Below are 24,856 nucleotides of genomic sequence, written 5' to 3'. Positions count from 1 at the left end.
TCATTCACAGGCGCCGCCCGTCGGTGGTCGAAGGAGAAGGTCGATGAGCACGTCCGACGCCGCACCTGTCTCGCAGCCTGACCAGGATGCCGATCGCGCACTCAAAGCCAAACACCGGGCGCTGTGGGCGTCGGGCGACTACCCGGCGGTGGCCGCGGACCTGATTCCGGAGCTCGGGCCGCGCCTGGTCCAGGCCTGCGGCATCCGGCCCGGACAGCGGGTGCTGGATGTGGCAGCGGGCTCGGGCAATGCCGCCATCCCCGCGGCCGAAGCGGGGGCGACCGTGACCGCCAGTGACCTGACGCCCGAACTGTTCGAGGCGGGCCGCAGCATCGCCGCGCGACGCGGAGTGGAACTCGACTGGATCGAAGCCGATGTGGAAGCGCTGCCGTTCGACGACAGCAGTTTCGACGTCGTCCTGTCGAGTGTCGGGGCCATGTTCGCGCCTCACCACCAGGCCACTGCCGATGAGATCGTGCGGGTGGTCCGCCCGGGAGGCACCATCGGGATGATCAACTGGACGCCCGAAGGGTTCATCGGCCACCTGTTCGCCACGATGAAGCCCTATGCTCCCCCGCCGCCACCGGAAGCAACACCGGCGCCGATGTGGGGCGAGGAGAACCACGTGCGAGAGTTGTTCGGCGACAGCGTGACCGACCTGACACTGCGCCGCGAGACCGTGGTGATGGATCACTGCCCGACTGCGCTGCAGTTCCGGGAGTACTGGAAAGCCAACTACGGTCCCACCATCGCCACCTACCGGTTCAATGAGGCGGACGCGGAGCGGACCGCGGCCCTGGACCGCGACTTCCTGACGCTGCTGGAGACCTGGAACGAAGCCTCGGAGCAGGACCACACGGCATATTCCGCCGAGTATCTCCTGGTGACGGCCATCAAGAACTAGGGGTGTCGCGCGCTACTCGTCCTCGGGGCCGTCGAACGGTGATCCGTCGAGCCGGGTCAGCCTCTCGTTGATCGGCCGCCGAGGCGTGGCCGGAAGCGGGTCGGCGTCGACCGGCGCCCATCCCACCCTCATCAGCATCTGCGGGTCGTACCGATCGTCGAAGATCTCCGATCGCACCATCGTGCGCGTTTCGGCCACCTCCAACACTTCCGACACCAGGCAGGTTGCCAACCCTCTGGCAGTCGCGGTCAGCAGCGCCGAGCTTGTCGCCTCCCCCGCACGCAACCTGCTCATGTCGTCGTCGGTGGAGGTTCCGAGGGCCAGCAGCACGCCGTTGTCATAGGCGGGAGGTGCACAGGGCGGCTGGCTCAGCGCCGGCCCGGCGAAAACGCGGGCGGGAACCGCTGCCGCGGGATCGGTTTCCGGGACATTGCGCGCAGGCACCCCGACGGCCGCCGCGTGCCGGCCACTCCACATCGTGAGCTCGTCGGCATAGCCGGAGTCGAGCGCATGCTGCCACATCGCCTGGGTCAGAATGGCTTTGAAGTCGGTGGTGGTCTCGACACGACGCAGCGACACACCCATCCGCGCCACCCGCGCGCCCATCCATGCGATGTCACCCAGGGCCACCGGTTGCGAGCTGAAGTTGCGTCGATCCGTGCGCCTCTTGGAGATCGCGGCGGCGAGCGCGATATCGGTCTCACCGGCTGTGTGGCGGTGCAGGCTGATCGCCGCGAGGTGATCCGGCTCGTCGGGATTCGGCAGGCGGTGAATGGTGGCGTGCCAGCCCATCGCCGCCAACGCGACGGTGCCGTGATGGAGGGCGGCACCGCAACTGAGGAGGAGTTCCCGCCGGTCGGGATCGGTGTGCTCCAAGTGCAGGGAGCGATCGGCGTAGAGGTGCAGGCTGTGCGGTCCGACCCGCCAGAGCCATGGCTGAGAATTGTGCACTGACGGTGCGCGGGTGGCCAACGTCAGAGCCGCGCGGATGGTGTCGGCATCGGGAAACTGTGCGGCCATGACTGTGAACTTCCTCCGGGCTGATCTCGCTAGCACTGAACATCTCCGAGTCTGCTCCGAGGTCAGGCACCCGGCCAGAGACGGAAGTCCCGTCCTCGCGGTGACCTTTGCCCGAGCACCCGAATGGTTACTTTGGTCCCTCACACCAGGGAACAACGCCTCACGGACCGCGGGCCCGCGGTTGGCTAGCGTGAAACGTATGAGCAATGAAGCCGCCCCGCGGCCGGTGACGATTCTGCCGGAAAGTGAGTGCTGGCAACTGCTTTCCCGCGCCACCCTCGGCCGGTTGGTGACCAGCGCCGACGGTGCGCCCGAGATCTTCCCGGTCAACTTCGTCGTCCAGCGGCGCACCGTGCTGTTCCGCACCGCGGAGGGAACGAAGCTGGTCAGCACCGCCATCAACAGGGATGTGCTGTTCGAGGCAGACGACCACAGTGCCACCGAAGGTTGGAGCGTGATCATCAAGGGGGTGGCCCGCAGCCTGCACACCGACGACGAGATCGAAGAAGCCGAACGCGCTCAACTCCTGCCGTGGACTGCCACCGTCAAGTCGCACTACGTCCGGGTGCTTCCGACGCGGATCACCGGTCGCCGGTTTGGCTTCGGCCCCGAACCCGATCGCGAATTCACCATCGTCTGACCGGCTCGACACCTCCGGCGGTCAGCCCTCGGCGCCATCCCGCTGCCGGAACGCGGCGACCGCGGTGGGTAGTGTCGGGTAGATGTGCTCGACTCCGATGGCGTCGAGCATTCCGGCCGCCTGCAACGCTTCTCGCAGATCCTGCTTGACCCGTGCCATCGCGAACCGAATGCCCGCCCGTGCCAGGTCGACACGCAACCGATCCACTGCGTCGAGCGCGGTGAGATCGACCTCCGAGTTGGCCTCGGCGTTGAGCACAAACCATTCCACCGGTTGCGGATAGGCCGCCACGGCCTGCAGGGCTCGCTTGCGGAAGTCCTCGGCGTTGGCGAAACACAAGGGGGCGTCATAGCGATAGACCACCAGGCCCGGCACCAACTCCGCCTGCGGATAATCCTCGACGTCATGCATTCCGGGTACGCCGGGAACAAAGCCGAGGACGCTGTCGTGGGCCCGGGCCACCCGGCGCAACAGGTCGAGGATGGACAGTGCCACGGCTGCCAGCACTCCGTAGAGAACCCCGAGTCCCAGTACCGCCGCAGTGGTCGCGAGCGCGAGTACCAGCTCACTGCGGCGGAACCGTCCCAGGCGGCGAAATTCCGAGACATCGATCAGTTGCAGCGCAGCGACGAGGACCAGCGCCCCCAACGCCGCCATCGGAACCGCCGACAGCAGGCCACCCCCGAATGTCAGCACGATGAGAACCACTGCGAGGGCGGTCAGCGACCCAAGCTGCGTGCGGCTGCCCAGTGAATGGCTGATCGCGGTGCGGCTACCGCTGGCACTGACCGGGAAACCGGACGCCAGCCCCGCCCCGATGTTGCACACTCCCAACGCCCGCATCTCCGCGTTGGGGTCGATCTCCTGACCGCTGCGGGCGGCGAAAGCCCGTGCTGTCACCATATCGTCGGAGAACGCCACGATCGCGATGCCCGCAGCCGGAAGCAGCAACGGCAGCAGATCTCCGACGCGCAGGCCGGGGAAACCCAGGCCCGGGAGTCCCGACGGAACGGGTCCGACGACAGCGATCCCACGCGCCTGCAACGAGAACACCAGTACTGCCGCCGACGCCAGGACGACGGCGATCAACGGTCCGGGCACGTGCACCCCGCCCTTCGACGACACGAGTTGCACCACGACCACCGCGGTCGCCAGCGCGATCGTCGGCCAGTGCACGTCGGCGAGGTGTGCCACAAATGACCCGGTCTGCCAGATGAATTCGTTGCCGGTCACCTCGGTGCCGGTGATCTTGCCCAGCTGGCCGGCGATCATCACCAGTGCGATGCCCGCCATGTAGCCGATCAGTATGGGTCGTGACAGCAGGTTGGCCAGGAATCCCAGCCGCGCCGTCCCGCCCACCAGGCAGATGATGCCGACAAGGATCGCGAGCGCAGCCGCCGACACGGCATAGCGGGTGTCGTCACCGTTGGCGATCGGCGCCAGGGTCGCCGCGGTCAGCGCGGTGGTGCTGGCATCGGGGCCGACCGACAGCTGCCGGGACGATCCGAGCAGGGCATACGCCGCGAGTGGCACCAGGGCGGCCCACAGTCCTGCGACCGGGGAGACCCCGGCAAGCGTGGCATAGGCCATCGCCTGGGGAACCAGATACGCCGCGACGGTCAGACCCGCCGTCAGATCGGAACGCAACCAGCCTGTCTCGTACTGCTGAAACTGCGAGAGTCCGGGCAGCAGGAGGTTCACCCGCGACGGCCGCGTCTGTGGTGCGGTCATGTCATCGGCGGACCAACAGCACCGAGCAGTCCGGATAGCCCACGATCGGGTGGCAGTTGGGGATCTCGAGTTCGGTGATCCGGTCGGCGTCCGCCTGACCCACGACGGCCAGCTGAGTGCCCTGCGGGCCACGCTGCCCTGCAGCGTAGGCGCGACCGCTGCCTGCGGCGACGATCTCAACGTGCACGTCGGGAAACCGGCGTATCCAGCTGTCGATGCGCCTGTCCACCTGCCGCACAGTCGCCTCCCGCAGCCGGCCTTCCTGCATCGCCAGGTGGACCACCGCATCGTTGTCCGGCTCGTCGTCGAGGACCACAGAGACCACCCCGGACTCGGGGGGTGATCCCGCGGAGTCGGATCGGATCAGTGCGACCGTGCAGTGCGCATGGGTGGCGAGCGCGGCGGCTGTCGGCCCGAACAGCGGGTCGGCCGCCCGGTCGCGCCAGGGAACTCCGATACAGACCATCAGCGCATGTCTTGATTCGGCGATGAGGACGTCGGCGACGTTCCCGTCGATCTGCACCGACTCGACCCGGATGGACTTTCCGGTCCGCTCCGCCTCCGCCTCGACCGACAACACCGCGGCGTCGACGGAGTGCCCGGCGCCGTGGGGCGCGGCAGGGCCGTCGTGTCGGTCATCGCCGGTGACCACCGAGACCACCCGAAGAGGCACGTCGCGGGACTCGGCTTCGGGCACCGCCCATCTCAGGGCGTGGTGGGCGGCCCGTGATCCGTCGAACCCGACGACGATGGGCCTGTCGCCGCCTGCGGTCGCAGGATGAGCCGGGTCGGAGTCCTGGCCGGTGCTCATGGGCCCACGCTATCCCTCACCGCGCCAACCGGTTAGGGCCTTTGGTCGCTACCTGCCCGGCGGGAACGCCGCGGTCACGGCAGCGGCGCCGACCACCGCAACACCGTTCCGCCGCGCGGCGAGGATTCGACGCTGAACGCCCCGCCGACATCCTCGGCGCGTCGACGCAGGTTGGTCAGCCCGCTGCCGGTGACCTCAGCGGGTAATCCCCGGCCGTCGTCGCTGACCTCGATGCACAACTCGTCCTCGACGGTAACGCTGACCGCGAGGTTGTTGGCCTTGGCATGTCTGACGGCGTTGCTGACGGCTTCACGGACCACTGCTTCGGCGTGGTCGGCCAGCCTGGCGTCGACCACGGACAGCGGCCCGACGTACTGCACTGCCGTCCTCAGGTCCGCACCGGCGAATTGGGCCACGGCCTCGTCCAGACGCTGGCGCAGCCGGGTGACACCTGATGAGCCGCCATGCAGGTCGAAGATCGCGGTACGGATCTCCTGAATGACTCCCTGCAGGTCGTCGACACAGCCCGTGAGCCGCTGCTGCACCTCGGGCGCGCGCGCACGCGGGATCGTTCCCTGCAGAGCCAACCCCACGGCGAACAGCCGCTGGATCACATGGTCGTGCAGGTCACGGGCGATGCGGTCGCGATCTGTCAGGATGCTGAGCTCGCGCATCTGGCGCTGGGTCCTTGCCAGCTGCCACGCCAGCGCGGCCTGGTCGGCAAAGGCGACCATCATGTCGAGTTGCTCCTCGGTGAACGGTTGCGCCCCGACCGGCCGGAGCGCGACGAGCACACCGGCCACCATGTCGGTGGCCCGCAGCGGCAGCACCAGCGTCGGGCCGGTCAACATCCCGTCCCCGGTCAGGTCGAACGTGTCGAACCGCGCGGGGGTCCGCTGCACGAACGCCGCGCCGACGACGGTTCCCTCCACCGGGATCGAGTGCAGGTCCGTGACCGGGCCGTCACCGGCGGTCGCCGAGACGACCAGTTCCGTGGTCTCGCTGATCGCCAGCTCAGGGTCATCCGGAACCGCCACGAACGTCATCTCTGCGCCGCTGAGCACTCGGGTTGCGTCGGCGACCAGACGGAACACGGTGGCCGGATCGGTTCCCGACAACAGCTCGGTACCGATGTCCCGGGTGGCCTCGATCCACGACTGACGCATCTTGGACTGCTCGTAAAGCCGGGCATTCTCGATGGCGATCCCGGCCGCCGCAGCCAGCGCCTGGACCAGCACCTCGTCGTCCTCGCTGAAGGGCTGCCCGCCGGCCTTCTCGGTCAGGTAGAGGTTGCCGAACACCTCGTCGCGAATCCGTACCGGCACCCCGAGGAAGGTCCGCATCGGCGGATGGTTGGGCGGGAAGCCTACAGAGGCGGCGTGGTGGGCGATGTGGTCCAGTCGGATCGGCTTCGGGTCGTCGATCAGAACTCCGAGCACGCCGAGGCCCTCAGGGAGGTGTCCGATCTTGGCGCGCGTCTCTTCGCCGATGCCCTCGTAGATGAAAGCCATGAGTTCGTGACCGTGGCCGCGCACACCCAGAGCCCCGTATTGGGCATCAACCAGGTCGATGGCGGTGTGCACGATCGTGCGCAGCGTTTCGTCGAGCTCGAGTCCTGAAGTGACCACCAACATCGCTTCGACTAGCCCGTCGAGCCGGTCCCGGCCTTCGACGATCTGCTCGACCCGGTCCTGGACCTCTTTGAGAAGTTCACGCAACCGCAGCTGAGACAGTGTGTCGCGCAGCGGCGGCATCCTGGCCGCGGCCCCCCGTTCGCTCCTGTCGGTCACGCCCCCATGGTCCCACCGCTGCGACACACAAGAAAGGTTTCGGGCGGCTTGGCTGACGGCATCACATGTCAGGGTCCAAGGTCCTCGCCGGCGGCGCCCGAAGTTCTCTATCCGCGCCGGGACATCGAGACCAATATGTGTCAATGACGCGGACGCGGTGGCTGGTGATGGAGCCCCACGGCGGGGAATCCTCGGCCCCGTACCGCACCCGATTGGCAGGCGCCGGGCGTCACCTGCCGCCGACCCACCTGACCACGTCGGAGTTGATGTCGCGGACCCGGCATCACACCCACATCGACCTCGAACGACTGACCGGAATTCGCGAACGCCGGGTCTCGGTCGGCGACGAGGACTCCTACAGCCTCGCCACGGCCGCGGCCTTCGACTGCCTAGGCAGGGCGCAATGCCCCGGCTCGTCGGTGGACGTCGTGATCAGCTGCAGCATCACCAAGTTCCATGGCGGCTTGACCCAATGGCTGGAGCCGACGATGAGCCGCGCCGTGGCCGACGCCGTCGGGGCGCAGCACGCGATGACGTTCGACGTCTCGAACGCCTGCGCCGGAATGCTCACCGGCGTCACCATCGCCAACAACTGGATCCGCCACGGCGCGGTCGAACGCGCGCTGGTGGTCAGCGGCGAGTACATCTCCCAGCTCGGCCAGAACGCGGCCCGTCACATTCGCAACATCATGAGCAAGGAACTGGCGTCGCTGACCCTGGGCGACGCGGGGGCAGCGCTTCTGCTGGAGCGAGCCCCCGCAGGATCTGAAGGGATTCGGCGCGCCGGTTTCACCACCGTGGCCGACTACAGCCGGTTGTGCCTCGGTTATCCGAAGGGCCACGAGCCGGGTGCTCGAATGTTCACCGACGCCAGAGGGATTCACCGAGCAGCGATGTCGAACACCCCGTTGCTGCTGCACGAGGTGCTGGATGCGGCGGGCATCGCCATGCACGACATCGACCATGTGATCACCCACCAGACCTCGGCACGGGCGATCCGCAAAGGCATGGCCGAACTCACGGCATCGTTCGGGGACACACCCCGGCACGACGCGGTGATCACCGTCGACCGCTACGGCAACACCGCGTCGACGACGCACACCGTGGCCCTCGTCGAAGAACTCGAAGCCGGCCACATCCTGCCCGGAGAGACGATTGCGCTCATCGCGCTGGCGTCCGGGTTGGAGATCGGTGTCGTTCTGGTGACCTTGGACAAGGAACTGGTGGACCGGTATGGGCACAGTCATTGATCGGGTCGCCGTCACCGACGGTGGCTGGCGCACCCGCCACAGCGCACTCCGGCTGGCGGTCAGATCCGTCAGGGAATGTCTACACGCTGGCGAACGTAACCCGCACGACGTGGATCTACTGATCAACGCCGGGGTCTACCGGGACCGGAACCTGGGCGAACCCGCGTTGGCGGCCCTGATCCAGCAGGACGTCGACGCCAATCCCGAGGACCCGCATGCGGGCGCGCACGGCACGTTCTCGTTCGACGTGGCCAACGGAACCTGTGGTGTGCTGACCGCGCTGCAGATAGTCGACGGCTTCCTGAGATCGCACACCGTCGGGTGCGCGCTGGTGGTCGCCAGCGACGCCAATCCCGGGCATCGGATGAGTGAGGACTTTCCGTTCTCCCCCGCTGGGGCGGCCCTGTTGTGCGACTGGACCGAGGATGACTACGGACTCGGGCCTATCCGTTGGGTCAGCACGCCGGATGCCGGCGAGAGTTTCAATGCCACAGTCGGACTCGTCGACGGTCGCAATGTGCTCCGCTTCTCGACGTCGGAGGCGAAGGACGAGAGGTTCGCCGACGCAGCGGCACGGGCCGTCCACGAGTGCCTGCACGACTCGGCGCTCGGACTCGACGACTTCGATGCGATCGTCGCCGCCCCGGCACAGCCCGGGTTCCGCGCCGCCCTGGCCGACCATCTCGGAGTTCCCGGGTCGCGCATCGTGGTCGCGGAAGACCCCGACATGCATACTGCGTCGCTGGCTGCAGCGTTCGAGCGGGCAGCCGGCGAGACCCGGCGCAGCGGCAACATCCTGCTGGTCGCGGCGGGCGCCGGTATCACCGCGGGGGCCGGGGTGTACCGGTTCCCGCCAGATCAGGTGTGAACCGCGTCGACGTCCTCTGCGGCGGGAACGATCCCGAAGAAGCGTTCGACATCCTCCCGGGTGCAGGCGGCGGTTCCGGGGGTCAACAGCATGGCGGCCCCGGCGGCGATCCCGAACCGCACCGACTCGGTCAACGTCCAGGACCGACTCAAGCCGACCACGATCGCGGCGACCATCGCATCGCCGGCCCCGACGCCGCTGACCGTCCGGACCGGGACCGCCGAGAAACGCTGGCTGTGCAGGGGTGTTGCCAGCAGCGCGCCCTGGGATCCCAGCGACACCACCACAGCTTGTGCGATCTCACGGTCGACCAGCTCGTGGGCTGCCGCCAATTGCTCGGCCTCCATGGCCAGCTCCCGCCCGACGCATTCGCGCAGCTCGCGCAGGCTGGTCTTGAGCACGAACACGCCGTTCTTGATGTGGGTGAGTCCGCCGCCCGAGGTGTCCAGGATCAGCAGCGCTCCCATCGACCGGCATACGTCGGCCACCCGCTGGTACCAGTCGGGCGGGACGCCCGGCGGCAGGCTCCCACTGGCCACCACGAACTGCGCCGAGGTCCCCGCCCCACGCAGTTTCTCCAGGCATTGCGCCTGATCGGTGAATTTGAGCCGCGGGCCGGGAAGGACGAAGCGGTACTGCTTGCCCGTGCTGCGTTCGTCGATGGTGAAGCTCTCCCGGGTCGATTCGGCGATCTCGATCTGCTGCAGCGGCACGCCGGCATCGTGGACGAGGCGGGTCAGGAGGTGGCCGGTGTGGCCACCTGCGGGAAACACCGCCGAGACGGAGGCGCCCAGCACGTGTGCGATGCGGGCGACGTTGATCCCGCCGCCACCCGGATCGTATCGTGCAGCCGCACAACGCAATTTGTCGGTAGGACGGACGATGTCGACCTCGGTGGTGATGTCCAGTGCCGGGTTCATCGTCAGGGTGACGATCGTGGGTGACGGCAACGATGACATTGCGCTGGTGCTCCGTTCGTTGATGGGGTTCCTCGGCATCACAGTCCCGTCGGATAAGTTTCTGGCGTCTCACCCTTCGACCACGAACTCGCCACTTCGAGCGGCTCCAGTGCCCGGGTCCTGTCGATGTGGATGATCGCGTCGAACTGTTCCCCGGGCCGCACATGGTAGTAGTGGCTTTGCCGTTCGGTCGCAGGTTGGTAGATGACCCCGATCGCCCGCCCCAGCCGGACGCGGTCCAGAGGCTCGCTCACCGCATGACTGATCGCTGCGGAGACCAGGAACTCCGGCCTACCCGTCTCGTGGAACAATTCCTCGACGCTGCCGTTGAGCGCCGGCCGGACGAACTTTCGTTCGGCGACGCCGCCCCATTCGCTGGCTGCGGTCACCGTGCCGTCGTACGTCGTGAACCCGATCAGACGGGCGTCCTCGCCGAAGTGCTCCCGCGCCAGTTGCCCCAATGTCAGCTGACCGTCAGCGCCCACCTCGGTGGCCCTGGCATCACCCACGTGAGAGTTGTGCGCCCACACCACGATTCGGGCCGGCTCCGAATCGCGATGACGATCCAGGTGTGCCAGCAGCGCGTGCAGCGTCTGCGCCATGTGATCGTCGCGCAGGTTCCATGACGTGACACGACCGCCGAACATCGCCCGGTAGTAGACCTCCGCGTCGCGGACGGTCTGCGCGTTCTGCTGCGCGTAGAACACCTCGTCCTCGGCGAGCAGGCCGTCGCGGCGCGCGTATTCCAGTGCATTGCGCTGCATCTCGACGAGCTGCTCGATCGCCTGGCGTTCACAGGACAGGCCCGCGCCGAAAGCTGCGGCGAAGCCGTAGGCCTGGCCGTCATCGGCGGAGGTGTGGTCAAAACATGCGTAGCGGGCCCGCGCCCGCGCCGCTGCCCGCGGATCGGCGTTGTCGAGGTAGCTGATCACCTCCTGCATCGACCGGTGGAGGCTGTAGAGATCCAACCCGTAGAAACCGGTCTGGCGTTCTCCGGCCTGTCGACGGTGCCGGTTGTGGGTGTGCAGCCAGTCGACGAAGTCGCGCACGACGACGTTTCGCCACATCCAGGCGGGAAACCGCTCGAATCCGCTCAGCGCCTCATCGGAGGTGTCATCGTGTCCCAGCCCGCGGACATACCGATTGACCCGGTAGGCGTCGGGCCAGTCGGCCTCCGCGGCGACGGCGCAGAATCCCTTGTCCTGAATGAGCCACTTGGTGATCGCCGCTCGCGCCGCGTAGAACTCGTGGGTGCCGTGGGAGCTTTCGCCGATCAACACGATTCGCGCGTCGCCGATGATCTCCTCGAGCGCCTCCGTCGGTGGTACCCCGGCGGGGGCGTCGACGGCGCCCCGGTTGATGACCGCTGCGGGCGTCTCGTTGATCAGGCTCGTCGGGGCGGACGCACCGACCGTGGCCGTGGCAAGGCACACGCGGACCTCTTCGTCGCTGACCTGTTTGAAGTCCCAGAAGGACTCCCCCACCGCGAGGAACGGGGTGGGCATCGTCGCGCACACGACGTCGTCGACGAGTCCGGTGAACTCCCGGCAGGTCGACTCCGGGGCCGCGGGGACTGCGATGACGATCTCGGCCGGTTCGGCTTCCCGCAACGCCTGTACCGCGGCCAGCATGCTGGCCCCCGTGGCGAGCCCGTCGTCGACCAGAATGACGGTCTTGCCGGCGACGTCGATGGGCGGGCGCCCACCCCGGTAGGCGGCTTCGCGTCGGATCAGCTCCCGTCCTTCGCGTTCGGCGACATCACGCAGCTGCTGCGGCGAGATCCGCAGCGCGCGCAGGATGTCGTCGTTGACGACGACCCGTCCGCCACTTGCCAACGCACCCATCGCGAACTCCTCGTGGCCGGGTGCCCCCAGCTTGCGCACGATGAAGGCATCCATCGGAACCCCCAGGGCCGCTGCCACTTCCCACGCGACGGGAACGCCACCACGCGCGAGGCCGAGCACGACCACGTTGGCGCGCCCACGGTAGGCACCGAGTAGGTCGGCCAGGACGCGCCCGGCTTCCCGACGATCGCGGAATACCCGCCGCGGCGCTCGTGGAGACGGGTCCTTCATGCGGGTCATCGCTGTCCTCCGTACCCCGATACCGTCGACTCGATGACGGGACGCGCCCCCTCATATCTGATGGTTTGCACCTCGATCCGACCACTTTCCGACCGCCGTCACTAGGGACCGAAGTCCCGGCAGGTGGAGTAGTTGGTCTGCGTCGAGACGGTGCCCGACGAACCCGGTGCGCCCGGCGTGGCGATCAGGCCACTTTTTGAGGACTACCGGCCCTAGTCTCGCCGACCCCGGTGCTCGCAGAGTGTGTTCATGACTGCAAACCTGGCGCGAGTCACCGGAGTGGCCGCATTGCTCTATGCGGCGCGCCGGTACTACCGCAATTGGGGCACGACCAAGGAAGAGTGCGCCATGCACCTTCCCGGCGACGAGCTGATTCGCCGCCCGTCGGTCCGGTCCACCGAAGGCATCTGGATCGACGCGCCGCCGGGGTCGGTCTGGCCGTGGCTGGTGCAGATCGGTCAGGACCGTGGCGGCGTCTACAGCTTCGAGACCATCGAGAACCTCATCGGCCTCGACTACGACACCGCCGACCGGATACATCCGGAATGGCAACGGCTGGCTCCGGGCGACACGATCCGATTCACACCGGGCGGCTGGATGGGTCTGCGACACGGGCTCTCCCTGACTGTCGAGCAGGTCGTCGACCAGAGCACCCTTGTGCTGCGCGGCCGCCCGCCGGGGTTCCCCTGGGAGACCGTGTGGTCCTTTCATCTCCTGCCCCGCTGGCAGGACCGCTGCCGACTGCTGGTCCGTACCCGCACCAGGCTGCGGCATCCCGGGGAGGTACTGAGCGTCGAGCTGGCCGGCCCGTTGACCTCGTTGCTCACCCGGGGGTTGCTGATCGGGATCAAGCGCAGAGTCGCCCAAGTCGCGATGCCGAACCACGACCCGGCGACCGAAGTCCTCGCAGGACCGTTGATCGTCGAACCGGTGCCCCTGCATCCCGAACACCACGCCTAGCGGCCGTCAGCCGCCCGGCGCGTCGAGCGCCAGCACCTCGTCGAAACCGGCGATGAGGCACTCGAAAAACTCCTCGTAGTCGGGGATCGCGCCGGTGTCCACGTCGATACCCAGCGTGCACACGTCGACGTAGGTCAACAGCGTGACGTTGACCGCCGCACCGATGGTCGGACCGAAGCCGTACTGGGTCAACACCTTTGCGCCTCCGAGGAACACCGGCACCGGGATGCCCGGCACGTCGCTGCACAGGAAGTCGACGTTTCGCAGGATCGAACCGATGTACCACCGCGGCATCATGTTCAACGCACCGGCGATCCACTGGGTGTAGGGCACCGACTTCTCGTGACGAACCCTGGTGGTGATGTCGTGGATCTGTCGGATACGTTCGCCCGGGTCGGCGACGCCGACCGGTACGTCGAACCGCATGATGGTGATGTGGTTGCCGCCGAGCTCGTCGCCGTCTTCGCGCAGGCTCATCGGCATCGTCAGGTGCAGGTCACCGACTGTGACACCGTGCTTTTCGTGGTAGCGCCGCAACCCTCCGGCGACCCCGGCGACAAACGCGTCGTTCAGCGCACCGCCGCCACCGTGCGCCGCAGCACGAAGTCGGGGAAACGGGACCTCGAGCACGCCGAGGCGGCGGATGAGGCTGCGATCGGTCATCAACGACGAGCCGGTCCGGTTCACCGGACGTACCGTCCGATAGACCGAGGCGGCCAGCCCGGCGGCCGACGACACGGTGTCCACGGGGCGCAGAATGCCCTGCGAAACCAGCTTGGGCGCTGCTTTCAGCGCCCCCATCAGCGCGTTACCCACTACACGGGCGTCATAGCCCGCGGTGTCCCGATAGCCGCTCAGCCACGGTGGCGGCGGCACCTCGGGCAACGCCGCGACCGGCCCGTGCCTCTCGGGGACTTCGGACAGGTCGAACAGGATCATCCCGATCTGAACACCCCCGACCCCGTCAGTCAGTGCATGGTGGAACTTGAGCACCATTGCCGCACGACCATTTTCGAGACCATCGATCAGCGTGGCCTCCCAGAGCGGACGTGCGCGATCGAAGTCCTCCATCGCCGCGACCCGTGCCATCTCCAGCACCGTGTCCATGGTGCCGGGCGCCGGCGCGGTGACCCTTCGCATGTGGAAGCCCAGGTCGAAGTCCGGGGCATGCTCCCATCTCGGTGGCGCGGGCGGCGGGGAGGGCACAACTCGCTGCCGCAACATCGGTACCGCGCCGGCGATGCGCTCGAACCGGTCCCGCACCTCATCCCAGTCCGGAGATCGGTCGAGAAGGATCACCGTGACCACCGTCGAGCGCAGCCGGGGATCGGTTTCCATCGCCCAGGTGAACGCGTCGCTGTTGCGCATGAACTCCGCCATCAGCGTTTCCGGTTCACTTTCGCCAGGCACCGCACCGCGTCCTCGATCCCGCGGGCGAGCGCGTCGACATCGGGTGCGCTGTCGAAATCAGCCGTGATGCCGAAGGAGAACCGATCGGCGTAGCTGACCATCGCGATACCGGTGCGCAGGTGAAGCGCGATAGGCGGTATCGGCAGAATCTCCACCACGTCACGGCCCAGCACCCGTTGTCGGCCACGAGGGCCGGGCACGTTGGTCGCCAGCGCAGTCACCGACTTCTGCGGCAGGCGGGTGAGAAGTCGAATCGCCCACGCCGAGAGCGCAAAAGGAAGGTTCCCGGCAGCTGCGACCACGGCACCGGCGCCTTCCCTTTGACCACTTCCCTTGGCCTCGGTCAGCCTTCGGTGCACGATCTCGAGCTGCTTGACCGGGTCGGGTTCGTCGACCGGCAACAACGGCAGCATCGCCGAAACCCGGTTGTCTGTGACGTCGAAATGGTCCGCCGAGCGCATCGACACCGGAACCAGTGTGCGCAGCGCGTGAGATCCCGGCGATTCACCACGGCTGAGCAGCATGGTCCGGTAACTGCTGGTGATGGCTGCCAGCGCCACGTCGTTGAGGGTCACGTCGAAGTCCCGGCACACCTCTTTCATCACGGACAGGTCCACCAGAGCCGCGCTGTATCGGCGCATCCTGGTGACCGGGCCGTTCAGCGAGGAATCCTGGTCCGCGCTGAGCACACGGGCGGTGAGTTCGGCCGCACCCACGACGGCATGTTCGGCGGCGCTTGTCGCGGCGACCGTTGCACGCCAGACATCGCCCATCCAGCTGACCGGGTTGAGCCGCGGCCGCAGCAGGCTCAGGATCGAAGGTGCAGTCTGCTGCGCGGCGCGGATGTTGCCGGCGAACGTCTCGCCCGCGCCGTCGTCGCTCAACTTCGCCAGCATCTGCGCGGTCGCGATACCGTCGGCGATGCAGTGGTGAATCTTTATCAGCGTCGCCCACCGCCCCTCGGGAAGCCCTTCGATGACCCAGCACTCCCACAACGGACGCTCGCGGTCGAGTCGCTGTTCCATGATGTAGGCGACCATCGAGAACAGTTCGGCGTCGTCGCCCGGCTCCGGCAGGGCGACGTGGTGCACGTGGTGGCTGATGTCGAAGTGCGGATCGTCCACCCACCCTGGGGCTCCGAGGTCGAACGGCAGCGTGTGCAGCTTCTGCGTGCAGCGCGGGATACTCTGTGCCCGCTCGCCGAACGCCGACACGAGCTCGCTGTACACCGGCGCCGGACCCTCGATGATCGACACGGCGCCGACCGCCAGGCTGACGTGGGGGTCGGAGTCCTCAGCCTCGAGGAAGCTCGCATCAAGCATGCTCAGGCGCTCCATAGAGTGACCGTGCATCGTGGCGCGATCACACGGCAGGGTCCCAAGTCCTCAAACCCGAGGGCACAACGTCGTCGCTTTCGTGTGGGTCAGCGCGAGCGTTCACCTGGCAGCCACCTACCGTGACAGTCCGTTAACGCGCTCGACACATCAACGCCGCCAATTCACTGTCGTTGGGGCACAACGACTCTAGTCCCTCAATCGGCAATCGGACTACAGTCGGATCCGACAGCCCGCATCGATATCAGCGAACCTCGACGCCCATCGAAGAACAGGGAACACGTTGCCTGATATGCAGACCGACATCAACACCGCCAGCCGGCAGCTCCTCAAGCTGCGCGACGACGTGGACCAACTCCTCCGGCAGTTGTCCGCAGCGGAGATCACCTGGTCCCGCTGGTTAGCCGGGGTCGCCGCGGTGCATCGCGCCAGCGCACGAAACATGGTGCATTATTGGGCAATTCGTCAGCATGATCTTCGCGACCTGCAGGCACGGCTCACCGGGTACGGGCTCTCCTCGCTGGGCCGAAGCGAACCCCATGTCGAGGCCACCCTGGTCTCGGTACGGTCGGCCATCAGCGCCATGCTCGGTGAGGGTTTTCCCGCACTCTCGACTGCCGCTTCGGACATCGACCAGGGCGCGGACCTGCTCCGCAGCCGGACGGGCGAGCTGCTGGGTCCCTGTCCGGCCGATCGGGTCACCCGCATCATGGTCACCCTGCCGTCCGCGGCGGCCACCGACCCCACGCTGGTGCGCGAGCTGGTGGAGCGTGGCATGGACATCGCGCGCATCAACTGTGCACACGACGACGCCACGGCATGGCGCGCCATGGCACGACACGTCCGACAAGCGACTGAGGCCACGGGACGAGGTTGCCTGGTCGCGATGGACCTCGCGGGTCCGAAGCTTCGGACCGGACCGCTGGAACCCGGGCCGCGCATTGTGAAGATCCGGCCACGACGCGATGAGTTCGGACAAGTCTTAGCCCCGGCCCGGGCATGGCTGACGAGCACGGAGGAGCCGGTCGAACCACCTGAAGCCGGCATACCGACGATCAAGGTGTCCCGGTCATGGCTGACCCGCCGCCACGACGGCGACGTCCTGATCCTGCACGACACGCGTGGCTCCAAACGTCGCCTCGAACTCCACGGTGACGTCCCACAGAACTGTGCCATCGAAGGCTTCGTGGTCACCGCATACAAGACCACCTATCTTTCACCCGGGACCGTTCTCGAGGTCGAAGGCGTTGACGACCCCGCACACGTCGGCGAACTCCCGCAGACGGAGCAACGACTCGTGCTGCACCGCGGTGATCTTCTCGAGCTGACCAGGGATTGCTCGCCCGCGCCGGTGGCCGGCGGCGCACCCGCGAGAATCGGCTGCACGTTGCCAGAGATATTCGACTGCGCCCGCGTGGGCGAGAAGGTCCATCTCGACGACGGGCGGATCAGCGGCACGATAGTCAGCGTTGCTCCCGATGCGTTGGGGCTGAAGATCGATCATGCCGCCGACGAGGGGTCCCGACTGCAGGCCGGCAAGGGAGTGAATGTGCCGGATGCCCGGCTGCCCATCTCGGCACTCACCGAGAAGGATCTCGCAGACCTTCCTTCGGTGGTCGAGCTGGCCGATATGGTCCAGATGTCCTTCGTACGAGACCCTTCCGACGTGTCGCGGTTGCTCGACGAGTTGGACCGGCTCGGCGACACCTCACTGGGCGTCGTGCTGAAGATCGAGACCCGCCAGGCCTTCGAGCACCTCCCTCAACTGTTGCTCACGGTGATGCGGCGACCGAACGTCGGGGTGATGATCGCCCGCGGTGACCTCGCCATCGAGTGCGGGTACGAGCGGCTCGCCGAGCTGCAGGAAGAGATCCTCTGGCTGTGCGAGTCGGCGCACCTCCCGGTGATCTGGGCGACCCAGGTGCTCGAACAACTCGCGAAGACGGGCAATCCCTCCCGCGCTGAGGTCAGCGATGCAGCGTTGAGCGAACGGGCCGAGTGCGTGATGCTGAACAAGGGGCCATACATCAATGACGCCGTCGTCGCCCTTGACAGCATCCTGCAGCGGATGGCGGATCACCACTACAAGAAAACCGCGCTGATGCCGTCCCTGCACTCCTGGCACCCTGACATCGCGAGCACCTGACAGATGGCCGGATCGCCCTCCGTTCGGGTGACCTTCGGCCCTGTGTCCCGGACTACCTCTATGGGAGTTTGAGTTCGGGTGGCAGCACCGGCGCTGCGCTACGAGAGGACACGTGATGGGTACGGCTACGTATGTTCGCTTCTTCGAGGACTTCGGGATCGAGGATGTGCCGCTCGTCGGCGGCAAGAACGCCTCGCTGGGTGAGATGTTCCAGAAGCTCTCAGAGCAGGGGGTGCGGGTGCCGCACGGCTTCGCCATCACCGCAGCCGCCTACCGTCACATGCTGGACGAGGCCGGCGCCTGGGAGCGCCTGCATGCCGAACTCGACGATCTGGACCCCGATGATGTCGCCGCGCTGGCACGCAAAGCCAAGCGCGCCCGGGAGATCGTCTACGGCGCCGGGCTTCCCGACGACCTGGCTGCCGAAATCCTGGACGGGTACCGCGAGCTGCAGCGGGAGTACGGCGAGGAGGTCAGCCTCGCGGTGCGCAGTTCGGCAACCGCCGAGGACCTGCCGACCGCCAGCTTCGCCGGGCAACAGGATTCGTATCTGAACATCAAGGGCGACGAAAGCCTGCTCGACACCTGCCGTCGTTGTTTTGCCAGCCTTTTCACCGACCGGGCGATCCACTACCGGATCGACCAGGGCTTCGACCATTTCAAGGTCTCGCTGTCGATCGGGGTGATGAAGATGGTGCGCTCCGACATCTCGTCGTCGGGGGTGATGTTCTCGCTGGACACCGAATCGGGGTTCCGCGACGCGGTGTTCGTCACCGGTGCCTACGGTCTCGGCGAGAACGTGGTGCAGGGCGCGGTGGATCCCGACGAGTTCTACGTGCACAAGCCGACCTATCTCGCCGGCCACCGCACCGTGCTGCGTCGCCTACTCGGTGACAAGGCGGTGAAGATGATTCTCGTCGAAGGCGAGACGAAGAACACCACCCGCAACATTCCCACTCCGAAGTCCGACCGTGCCCGGTTCTGCCTCACCGATTCCGACGTTCTGGAACTGGCCGGCTACGCATGCGCCATCGAGTCGCACTATGGACGGCCGATGGACATGGAGTGGGCCAAGGACGGTCTCGACGGGAAGCTGTACATCGTCCAGGCCCGGCCCGAAACCGTGGCGTCCCAGCACAGCGTCACCGCACTCGAGTCCTACGTGTTGGAGGGCGGCGGCGCAATCCTCGCCGAGGGACGCTCGGTCGGTGAACGGATCGCCTCGGGTGCGGTCAGGCGCATCGAGACCCTCGGGCAACTCTCGGAATTCAAGCCCGGTGAGGTGTTGGTCGCCGACACCACCACTCCCGACTGGGAGCCGGTCATGAAGACCGCCGCAGCCATCGTCACCAACCGCGGTGGTCGTACCTGCCACGCGTCGATCATCGCCCGCGAACTCGGCATCCCCGCTGTGGTGGGCACCGGCAACGCGACCACGAGCGTGCCCGACGGCGCGGTGGTGACGGTGTCGTGCGCGGAGGGAGATTCAGGACGGGTGTACGACGGCGCGGTGAAGTTCCACGTGGACCGCACCGAGGTCGGCGACATGGCCCGACCCCGCACCCAGATCATGCTCAATCTGGGCAACCCCGATCTCGCGTTCAAGACGTCGTTTCTGCCCAACGACGGTGTGGGCCTTGCGCGGATGGAGTTCATCATCAGCGAGTACATCCGGGTTCATCCGCTGGCGCTGCTGCATCCGGATCAGGTCGAGGACCTGGAAGCACGCCGGACCATCAACCATCTCATCGAGGGCTACTCCGACGGCAGCGCGTTTTTTGTCGAGCGACTGTCGGAGGGCATCGGCACCATCGCCGCCGCTTTCTGGCCCAAGCCCGTCGTCGTGCGGATGTCGGACTTCAAGACCAACGAGTACGCCAGCCTGATCGGCGGCGGCGCCTTCGAGCCGTCCGAGAGCAACCCGATGCTCGGCTTCCGCGGTGCCTCGCGGTATGCGCACCCATCCTATGCCGAGGGCTTCGCGCTGGAATGCCGTGCCATGCGCCGGGTGCGAGACGAGATGGGGCTGACCAACGTCATCCTGATGCTGCCGTTTGTGCGCCGCGTCGCCGAAGCGGACCTCGTCCTGCAGACCATGGCGGACCTCGGGCTGAAGCGGGGCGAGAACGGACTCGAGGTCTATGCGATGTGTGAGATCCCGAACAACGTCATCCTGATCGACGAGTTCGCCAAGCGCTTCGACGGCTTCTCCATCGGGTCCAACGACCTGACCCAGCTCACCCTCGGGGTCGACCGGGACAGCGAAGTCGTGGCGTTCGACTATGACGAACGCGACGATGGCGTCAAGGAGATGATCAAACTGGCCGTGGAAGGCTGCCGTCGCAACGGTATTCACTCAGGGCTGTGCGGCCAGGCGCCGTCGGACTATCCGGACATGGCGGAGTTCCTGGTTCGGCTGGGAATCGACTCGATGAGCCTCAATCCCGACACCGTGGTCAAGACCACCCGTCAAGTGCTGGAGTTGGAACGACAGCTCGTGCCGGTGCCATGAAGCTACCGGTCACCATCGATCCGCGTTATCACGACGCGGTGCTGCTGGACCTCGATGGCGCGCTGACCAGCGAAGTCCCCCTGTTCGGGGCAACGGTCGAACTGGCCAAGAAGCTGCACGGCATCGGGGTGGCGCTGGCGGCGTACTCGTCGAGCCCGCAGTGCCGCCGCGCCCTCGAGGACGCCGGGATCGACGACCTGTTCGGGGTCTACGTCGAGGGATCCTCCGGTGGGCGCGGAACGGTCGAGAAGCCCGATCCCACGGTGCTCCGAGAGGCCGCCCGTCAACTCGGGGTGCGTCCACAGCGGTGTGTTGTCGTCGAGAACTCCGCGGCCGGCGTGGCAGCCGGGCGTGCCGGCGGCTTCGCCCTGGTTGTCGGGATCGACGGCACCGGGGGCGCCGACGAGTTGACCCGCAACGGCGCCGACATCGTGCTAGATGAGCTGGCCGACATCGCCGTACGCACGGGTGACCGGCGGATCTCGGAGCTGCCGAATGCCCTGGCGTCCTACGGTCAGCTCATCGGTGTCAGCACCGCGCGCCGGTCGATGCTGTTCCTGGACTTCGACGGCACGCTGTCACCGATCGTCTCTGATCCCGGCTCGGCCAGCCTCGTCGAGGGTGCGGCGGCGGCCTTGAAGCTCATTTCCGAAGTGTGTCCGGTGGCCGTCCTGAGCGGCCGCGGACTCGCGGACATCACCGACCGGGTCGGCATCCCCGGCGTGTGGTACGCCGGCAGCCACGGCTTCGAGCTGACCGGCCCGGATGGTACGTACCACTGCAACGACGCGGCGGCCGCGTCCGTGCCCGCCCTCGAGGGTGCCGCCACCGAGTTGAACCAGTCCCTGGCTCACATCGCGGGCGTGCGTGTCGAGAACAAGCACTTTTCCGTCGCGGTGCACTGCCGCGAGGTGGCACCCGAGTATGTGAGCGAGATAATCTCTGCGACAAAGGCTCTCGCAGCACAGTCAGGCCTTCGCGTGACCAGCGGGCGGATGCTCGTTGAGCTGCGGCCCGACATCGACTGGGACAAGGGCACCACGCTGGCCTGGATTCGCGACAGCATCGATCCGTCCGGTTCGTTGCTGCCGATCTACATCGGCGACGACCTCACCGACGAAGATGCCTTCGACGCGATCGGATTCGACGGTGTGGGCATCGTCGTCCAACACGCTGAGGATGGCGACCGCAAGACCGCTGCCCACTTCACCCTGCAGAGCCCCGACCAGGTGCGCGAGTTCATCCAGCGCGGGGCACAGTGGCTGGCGTACGAACAGAAGGTGTCAGGCGAAGCGTGGGATTACGTCTTCGATGGCTACGATCCACAGTACGAAAAGCTCCGGGAAGCGTTGTGCACGTTGGGCAACGGCTATTTCGCCACCCGGGGGGCGGCACCCGAGCGCAAAGCCGGGCAGGTGCATTACCCGGGCACCTACGCGGCAGGGGTGTACAACCGGCTCGTCGACAACGTGGCGGGGACCGAGATCGACAACGAGAGCCTGGTCAACCTGCCCAACTGGCTGGCACTGACCTTCCGCATCAACGACGGTGACTGGTTCGACATCGACACGGTCACCGTGCTGGAGTACCGGCAGACTCTGGACCTTCGCGGGGCTGTTCTGACTCGGGAGGTCCGCTTCCGCGACGACGCCGGCCGGACCAGCTCGCTGACGCAGCGACGGTTCGTGGCCATGCATCTGCCTCACGTGGGTGCGCTCGAGACCACGGCGCTGGCCGAGGACTGGTCAGGCACGATCGAGTTCCGCTCCACCGTGGACGGCAACGTGACAAATTCGCTGGTCGAACGCTATCGCGATCTGGCCGACAAGCATCTGGCGTTGGTGGATGCCTGCGAGATCGCCGACGATGCGGTCCTTCTGACCATGCAGACCACCCAGTCCCGCATCCCCGTTGCGATGGCGGCGCGCACCACCGTGTGGCGCGACGGCGAGCCGGTTCCTGCTGCGTTCGAGCTGTTCCACGACCGCGCCGAGATCGGGCACAGCATCGCAGTTCGCCTGTCGGTCGGCGAGCAGGTGCGGGTGGAGAAGGTCGTCACCGTCTATACCGGACGCGACGTGGCGATCTCCGAACCCGGAGTAGACGCCCAACGCTGGGTCACCCGTCTCGGCGGGTTCTCCGAGCTGCTGGCCGGACATCTGACCGACTGGACGCATCTGTGGGAGCGGCTGTCGATCGAGTTCGACGACTACACCGACGAAGTGCGGATCCTGCGCCTGCATCTGCTGCACCTGCTGCAGACCGTGTCCCCGAACTCCGCCGACCTCGACGCCGGTGTGCCGGCACGTGGACTGCACGGTGAGGCCTATCGCGGCCACATCTTCTGGGACGAACTGTTCATCTACCCGGTGCTCAACCTGCGCTTCCCGATGATCACCCGCTCGCTGCTGGGCTACCGTTTCCGGCGCCTGCCGGAGGCCCGCGAGGCCGCCCGCACTGCCGGCCATGCGGGCGCGATGTTCCCGTGGCAGTCAGGTAGCGACGGCCGTGAGGAGAGCCAGCGGCTACACCTCAACCCGCGCAGTGGCCGGTGGAATCCGGACGCCAGCGCCCGCGCCCACCACATTGGCATCGCCGTCGCCTACAGCGCATGGCAGTTCTACCAGGCCACAGGTGATCTCGCCTATCTGATCGACTACGGCGCGGAGCTGATCGTCGAGGTCGCACGATTCTTCGTCAGCCTCGCCCACCACGACGAAGCCCTCGACCGCTTCGGTATCAACGGTGTGATCGGACCGGACGAATTCCATTCCGGCTACCCCGCGGCGCCCTACGACGGCATCGACAACAACGCATACACCAACATCATGGCCGTCTGGGTGGTCATGCGGGCCCTTGACGCACTGAATCTGCTGCCGTTGCCGAACCGGCTGGATCTGATGGAGTCGCTGGGGTTGAACAGCGCGGAGCTGGCGCACTGGGACGAGGTCAGCAGGCGGATGTACGTCCCGTTCCACGAGGGCGTCATCAGCCAGTTCGAGGGCTACGGCGAACTGGCTGAACTGGATTGGGACCGTCTTCGCCACCAGTACGGCAACATTCAGCGGCTGGATCGCATCCTGGAGGCCGAGGGTGATGATGTCAACCGCTACAAGGCATCCAAGCAGGCCGATGCTCTCATGCTGCTCTACCTGTTGTCGGCGACCGAACTGATGGAGCTGCTCGACCGGCTCGGCTACCGTTTCCTGCCTGAGCAGGTGCCGGCGATGGTGGATTACTACCTGTCCCGAACTTCTCATGGGTCCACCCTCAGCGGAGTGGTGCACACCTGGGTGCTCGCCAGGGCCAACCGCGATCGCGCGCTGGAGTTCTTCCAGCTGGCGCTGAAGTCTGACGTCTCGGACATCCAGGGCGGCACCACATCCGAGGGTGTCCACCTAGCGGCCATGGCGGGCACCGTCGACCTGATGCAGCGGTGTTTCACCGGGCTCGAGACCCGGTCGGATCGCCTGATCCTGTCCCCGTACTGGCCCGAATCGCTTGGGGTGCTGGCTATACCGATCCACTACCGCGGCCTGCATCTGCACCTGCGGGTGAGCGGAAAGGGCGTCATCATCAGCGTGGATCCCCGGCACGCAGCCGGCATCGAGGTGGAGTGTCGCGGGCGCGTCGTCGAGTTGATGCCGGGAACCACGGTGCGATTCCCGGACTGATCGGCACGCGGCCGGTTTTTGTCGGACGTGTCTGTGATGATGGGGTCATGTCTTCGGCGGCAACTTCTTTGGCTCCTAAGGAGCGGCTTGAGGTGTTGTTCGCCGAGCTGGCGGAGCTGGCGGGTCAGCGTAATGCGATCGACGGGCGGATCGTGGANCTCGTCGCNGAGNTCGACCGCGACGAGCTGTGTGGGTTGACCGGGGCGCGGTCGCTGGAAGCGCTGGTGGCNTGGAANGCNGGGNNNCTCNCCGCGCAACGCCGAGACGCTGGTGGCGGTCGCTGACCGTCTCGAGGCGTTCCCGCGGCTGGCCGACGGACTACGAGAAGGCCGGCTGTCGCTGGATCAGGTCGGTGTGATCGCCGAACACGCCGCCGACGGCTCCGATGCCCACTACGCGCAACTGGCCGAATCGGCGACGGTCACCCAGCTACGCACCGCGGTCAAGTCCGAACCCCGCCCCGACCCGGCGCCGCGGCCACACCCGGCGCGGTCGATCACCAGAACCGACCACGGCGAGCACACCACCTACCGGATCACGGTGTCACGAGTAGAAGCGGCCAGAGTCGACGCCGCGCTGGATGCCCGCCGCGAGGCGTTGATCACCGACTGGGAACGTGACCACACCACCGACACCGAGCAGACACCGCCGATGCCCACCACCGTGGACGCGTTCGTCGACCTGATCGACACCGGCTGGGACGCCGAAGCCACCCGCCGCCCGCACGGGCAGCGCACCACCGTCATCGCCCACCTCGACGTCG

Annotated in this window: 16 protein-coding genes and 1 pseudogene; 9 read left to right on the top strand and 8 right to left on the bottom strand. The window is 66.8% G+C overall.

Features of this window, described 5'->3' with window-relative positions:
• Nucleotides 1–43 precede the first annotated feature (43 nt).
• Entirely contained in the window at nt 44–904 is an 861-nt protein-coding gene (locus BEMPMBAN_RS04345; RefSeq protein ID WP_159229167.1) for a class I SAM-dependent methyltransferase, read from the top strand.
• A gap of 12 nt (nt 905–916) precedes the next feature.
• On the opposite strand, the gene BEMPMBAN_RS04340 is transcribed toward BEMPMBAN_RS04345, so the two are convergent.
• Complete coding sequence (locus BEMPMBAN_RS04340; protein WP_159229166.1) at nt 917–1,924, bottom strand: Acg family FMN-binding oxidoreductase; 1,008 nt, start codon at nt 1,922–1,924, stop codon at nt 917–919.
• A 199-nt stretch (nt 1,925–2,123) separates the two neighbouring features.
• On the opposite strand from BEMPMBAN_RS04340, the gene BEMPMBAN_RS04335 reads away from it, so the two are divergent.
• Nucleotides 2,124–2,564 carry a pyridoxamine 5'-phosphate oxidase family protein gene (locus BEMPMBAN_RS04335; protein ID WP_159229165.1) on the top strand — a complete coding sequence of 147 codons (441 nt, stop codon included), beginning with the start codon at nt 2,124–2,126 and terminating at the stop codon, nt 2,562–2,564.
• A 21-nt stretch (nt 2,565–2,585) separates the two neighbouring features.
• Here the strand turns inward: BEMPMBAN_RS04335 and BEMPMBAN_RS04330 are convergent, their stop codons facing one another.
• From BEMPMBAN_RS04330 to BEMPMBAN_RS04320, 3 genes are all read right to left on the bottom strand, one after another.
• Nucleotides 2,586–4,295, bottom strand: coding sequence for a SulP family inorganic anion transporter (locus tag BEMPMBAN_RS04330; RefSeq protein WP_159229164.1), 1,710 nt, complete (start codon nt 4,293–4,295; stop codon nt 2,586–2,588).
• A gap of 1 nt (nt 4,296) precedes the next feature.
• Nucleotides 4,297–5,106: a universal stress protein gene (locus tag BEMPMBAN_RS04325; protein ID WP_159229163.1), complete on the bottom strand. Its 810-nt coding sequence runs from the start codon at nt 5,104–5,106 to the stop codon at nt 4,297–4,299.
• Nucleotides 5,107–5,180: 74 nt separating this feature from the next.
• On the bottom strand, nt 5,181–6,860 hold the full coding sequence (locus BEMPMBAN_RS04320) for a sensor histidine kinase (protein WP_159229249.1): 1,680 nt from the start codon (nt 6,858–6,860) through the stop codon (nt 5,181–5,183).
• A gap of 179 nt (nt 6,861–7,039) precedes the next feature.
• On the opposite strand from BEMPMBAN_RS04320, the gene BEMPMBAN_RS04315 reads away from it, so the two are divergent.
• Both BEMPMBAN_RS04315 and BEMPMBAN_RS04310 read left to right on the top strand, forming a co-directional pair.
• Complete coding sequence (locus tag BEMPMBAN_RS04315) at nt 7,040–8,146, top strand: 3-oxoacyl-ACP synthase III family protein (RefSeq protein WP_159229162.1); 1,107 nt, start codon at nt 7,040–7,042, stop codon at nt 8,144–8,146.
• A complete protein-coding gene (locus BEMPMBAN_RS04310) occupies nt 8,130–9,014 on the top strand; it encodes a 3-oxoacyl-ACP synthase (RefSeq protein ID WP_159229161.1) in 885 nt (294 codons plus the stop codon). Before BEMPMBAN_RS04315 ends, BEMPMBAN_RS04310 begins: the two co-directional genes overlap by 17 nt.
• Here BEMPMBAN_RS04310 and BEMPMBAN_RS04305 read toward each other — a convergent pair.
• Both BEMPMBAN_RS04305 and BEMPMBAN_RS04300 read right to left on the bottom strand, forming a co-directional pair.
• Complete coding sequence (locus BEMPMBAN_RS04305) at nt 9,005–9,973, bottom strand: 1-phosphofructokinase family hexose kinase (RefSeq protein ID WP_200845872.1); 969 nt, start codon at nt 9,971–9,973, stop codon at nt 9,005–9,007. The two genes, BEMPMBAN_RS04310 and BEMPMBAN_RS04305, sit on opposite strands and share 10 nt — an antisense overlap.
• A gap of 38 nt (nt 9,974–10,011) precedes the next feature.
• Nucleotides 10,012–12,057, bottom strand: coding sequence for an erythromycin esterase family protein (locus BEMPMBAN_RS04300; RefSeq protein WP_159229160.1), 2,046 nt, complete (start codon nt 12,055–12,057; stop codon nt 10,012–10,014).
• A 249-nt stretch (nt 12,058–12,306) separates the two neighbouring features.
• Between BEMPMBAN_RS04300 and BEMPMBAN_RS04295 the strand changes: the two genes are divergently transcribed.
• Nucleotides 12,307–13,017, top strand: a complete 711-nt coding sequence (locus tag BEMPMBAN_RS04295) for an SRPBCC family protein (RefSeq protein WP_234897286.1) — start codon at nt 12,307–12,309, stop codon at nt 13,015–13,017.
• 6 nt (nt 13,018–13,023) lie between these two features.
• Here BEMPMBAN_RS04295 and BEMPMBAN_RS04290 read toward each other — a convergent pair whose 3' ends face one another.
• Together BEMPMBAN_RS04290 and BEMPMBAN_RS04285 are read right to left on the bottom strand one after the other, a co-directional pair.
• A complete protein-coding gene (locus tag BEMPMBAN_RS04290; protein WP_159229247.1) occupies nt 13,024–14,397 on the bottom strand; it encodes a wax ester/triacylglycerol synthase domain-containing protein in 1,374 nt (457 codons plus the stop codon).
• Nucleotides 14,397–15,764 carry a WS/DGAT/MGAT family O-acyltransferase gene (locus tag BEMPMBAN_RS04285; protein WP_159229159.1) on the bottom strand — a complete coding sequence of 456 codons (1,368 nt, stop codon included), beginning with the start codon at nt 15,762–15,764 and terminating at the stop codon, nt 14,397–14,399. Before BEMPMBAN_RS04285 ends, BEMPMBAN_RS04290 begins: the two co-directional genes overlap by 1 nt.
• A 289-nt stretch (nt 15,765–16,053) precedes the next feature.
• Between BEMPMBAN_RS04285 and BEMPMBAN_RS04280 the strand changes: the two genes are divergently transcribed.
• The 4 genes and pseudogenes from BEMPMBAN_RS04280 to BEMPMBAN_RS04265 form a co-directional block, all read left to right on the top strand.
• On the top strand, nt 16,054–17,907 hold the full coding sequence (locus BEMPMBAN_RS04280; RefSeq protein WP_159229158.1) for a pyruvate kinase: 1,854 nt from the start codon (nt 16,054–16,056) through the stop codon (nt 17,905–17,907).
• 115 nt (nt 17,908–18,022) lie between these two features.
• Nucleotides 18,023–20,419 (top strand): phosphoenolpyruvate synthase, encoded by a 2,397-nt coding sequence (ppsA, locus tag BEMPMBAN_RS04275; RefSeq protein WP_159229157.1) that lies wholly within the window; start codon nt 18,023–18,025, stop codon nt 20,417–20,419.
• Nucleotides 20,416–24,093: a trehalose-phosphatase gene (otsB, locus tag BEMPMBAN_RS04270; protein WP_159229156.1), complete on the top strand. Its 3,678-nt coding sequence runs from the start codon at nt 20,416–20,418 to the stop codon at nt 24,091–24,093. The genes ppsA and otsB overlap by 4 nt, the downstream gene beginning before the upstream one ends.
• 47 nt (nt 24,094–24,140) lie before the next feature.
• Nucleotides 24,141–24,856: pseudogene (locus BEMPMBAN_RS04265) on the top strand (DUF222 domain-containing protein); the annotation flags it as partial.

Source organism: Mycolicibacterium austroafricanum (assembly GCF_902705885.1).
Taxonomy (GTDB): Bacteria; Actinomycetota; Actinomycetes; order Mycobacteriales; family Mycobacteriaceae; genus Mycobacterium; species Mycobacterium vanbaalenii_A.
Note: the sequence above shows the minus strand (reverse complement) of the source record. Positions and strands in the feature narration are given on the sequence as shown.

Bases quoted from the DNA above. Each gene is read 5' to 3' on its own strand.
- otsB (WP_159229156.1), top strand. From the start codon at position 20,416: ATGAAGCTACCGGTCACCATCGATCCGCGTTATCACGACGCGGTGCTG.
- BEMPMBAN_RS04340 (WP_159229166.1), bottom strand. From the start codon at position 1,924: ATGGCCGCACAGTTTCCCGATGCCGACACCATCCGCGCGGCTCTGACG.
- BEMPMBAN_RS04300 (WP_159229160.1), bottom strand. From the start codon at position 12,057: ATGACCCGCATGAAGGACCCGTCTCCACGAGCGCCGCGGCGGGTATTC.
- ppsA (WP_159229157.1), top strand. From the start codon at position 18,023: ATGGGTACGGCTACGTATGTTCGCTTCTTCGAGGACTTCGGGATCGAG.
- BEMPMBAN_RS04315 (WP_159229162.1), top strand. From the start codon at position 7,040: ATGACGCGGACGCGGTGGCTGGTGATGGAGCCCCACGGCGGGGAATCC.
- BEMPMBAN_RS04285 (WP_159229159.1), bottom strand. From the start codon at position 15,764: ATGGAGCGCCTGAGCATGCTTGATGCGAGCTTCCTCGAGGCTGAGGAC.
- BEMPMBAN_RS04280 (WP_159229158.1), top strand. From the start codon at position 16,054: ATGCAGACCGACATCAACACCGCCAGCCGGCAGCTCCTCAAGCTGCGC.
- BEMPMBAN_RS04320 (WP_159229249.1), bottom strand. From the start codon at position 6,860: ATGCCGCCGCTGCGCGACACACTGTCTCAGCTGCGGTTGCGTGAACTT.
- BEMPMBAN_RS04335 (WP_159229165.1), top strand. From the start codon at position 2,124: ATGAGCAATGAAGCCGCCCCGCGGCCGGTGACGATTCTGCCGGAAAGT.
- BEMPMBAN_RS04345 (WP_159229167.1), top strand. From the start codon at position 44: ATGAGCACGTCCGACGCCGCACCTGTCTCGCAGCCTGACCAGGATGCC.
- BEMPMBAN_RS04295 (WP_234897286.1), top strand. From the start codon at position 12,307: ATGACTGCAAACCTGGCGCGAGTCACCGGAGTGGCCGCATTGCTCTAT.
- BEMPMBAN_RS04290 (WP_159229247.1), bottom strand. From the start codon at position 14,397: ATGGCGGAGTTCATGCGCAACAGCGACGCGTTCACCTGGGCGATGGAA.
- BEMPMBAN_RS04325 (WP_159229163.1), bottom strand. From the start codon at position 5,106: ATGAGCACCGGCCAGGACTCCGACCCGGCTCATCCTGCGACCGCAGGC.
- BEMPMBAN_RS04305 (WP_200845872.1), bottom strand. From the start codon at position 9,973: ATGTCATCGTTGCCGTCACCCACGATCGTCACCCTGACGATGAACCCG.
- BEMPMBAN_RS04330 (WP_159229164.1), bottom strand. From the start codon at position 4,295: ATGACCGCACCACAGACGCGGCCGTCGCGGGTGAACCTCCTGCTGCCC.
- BEMPMBAN_RS04310 (WP_159229161.1), top strand. From the start codon at position 8,130: ATGGGCACAGTCATTGATCGGGTCGCCGTCACCGACGGTGGCTGGCGC.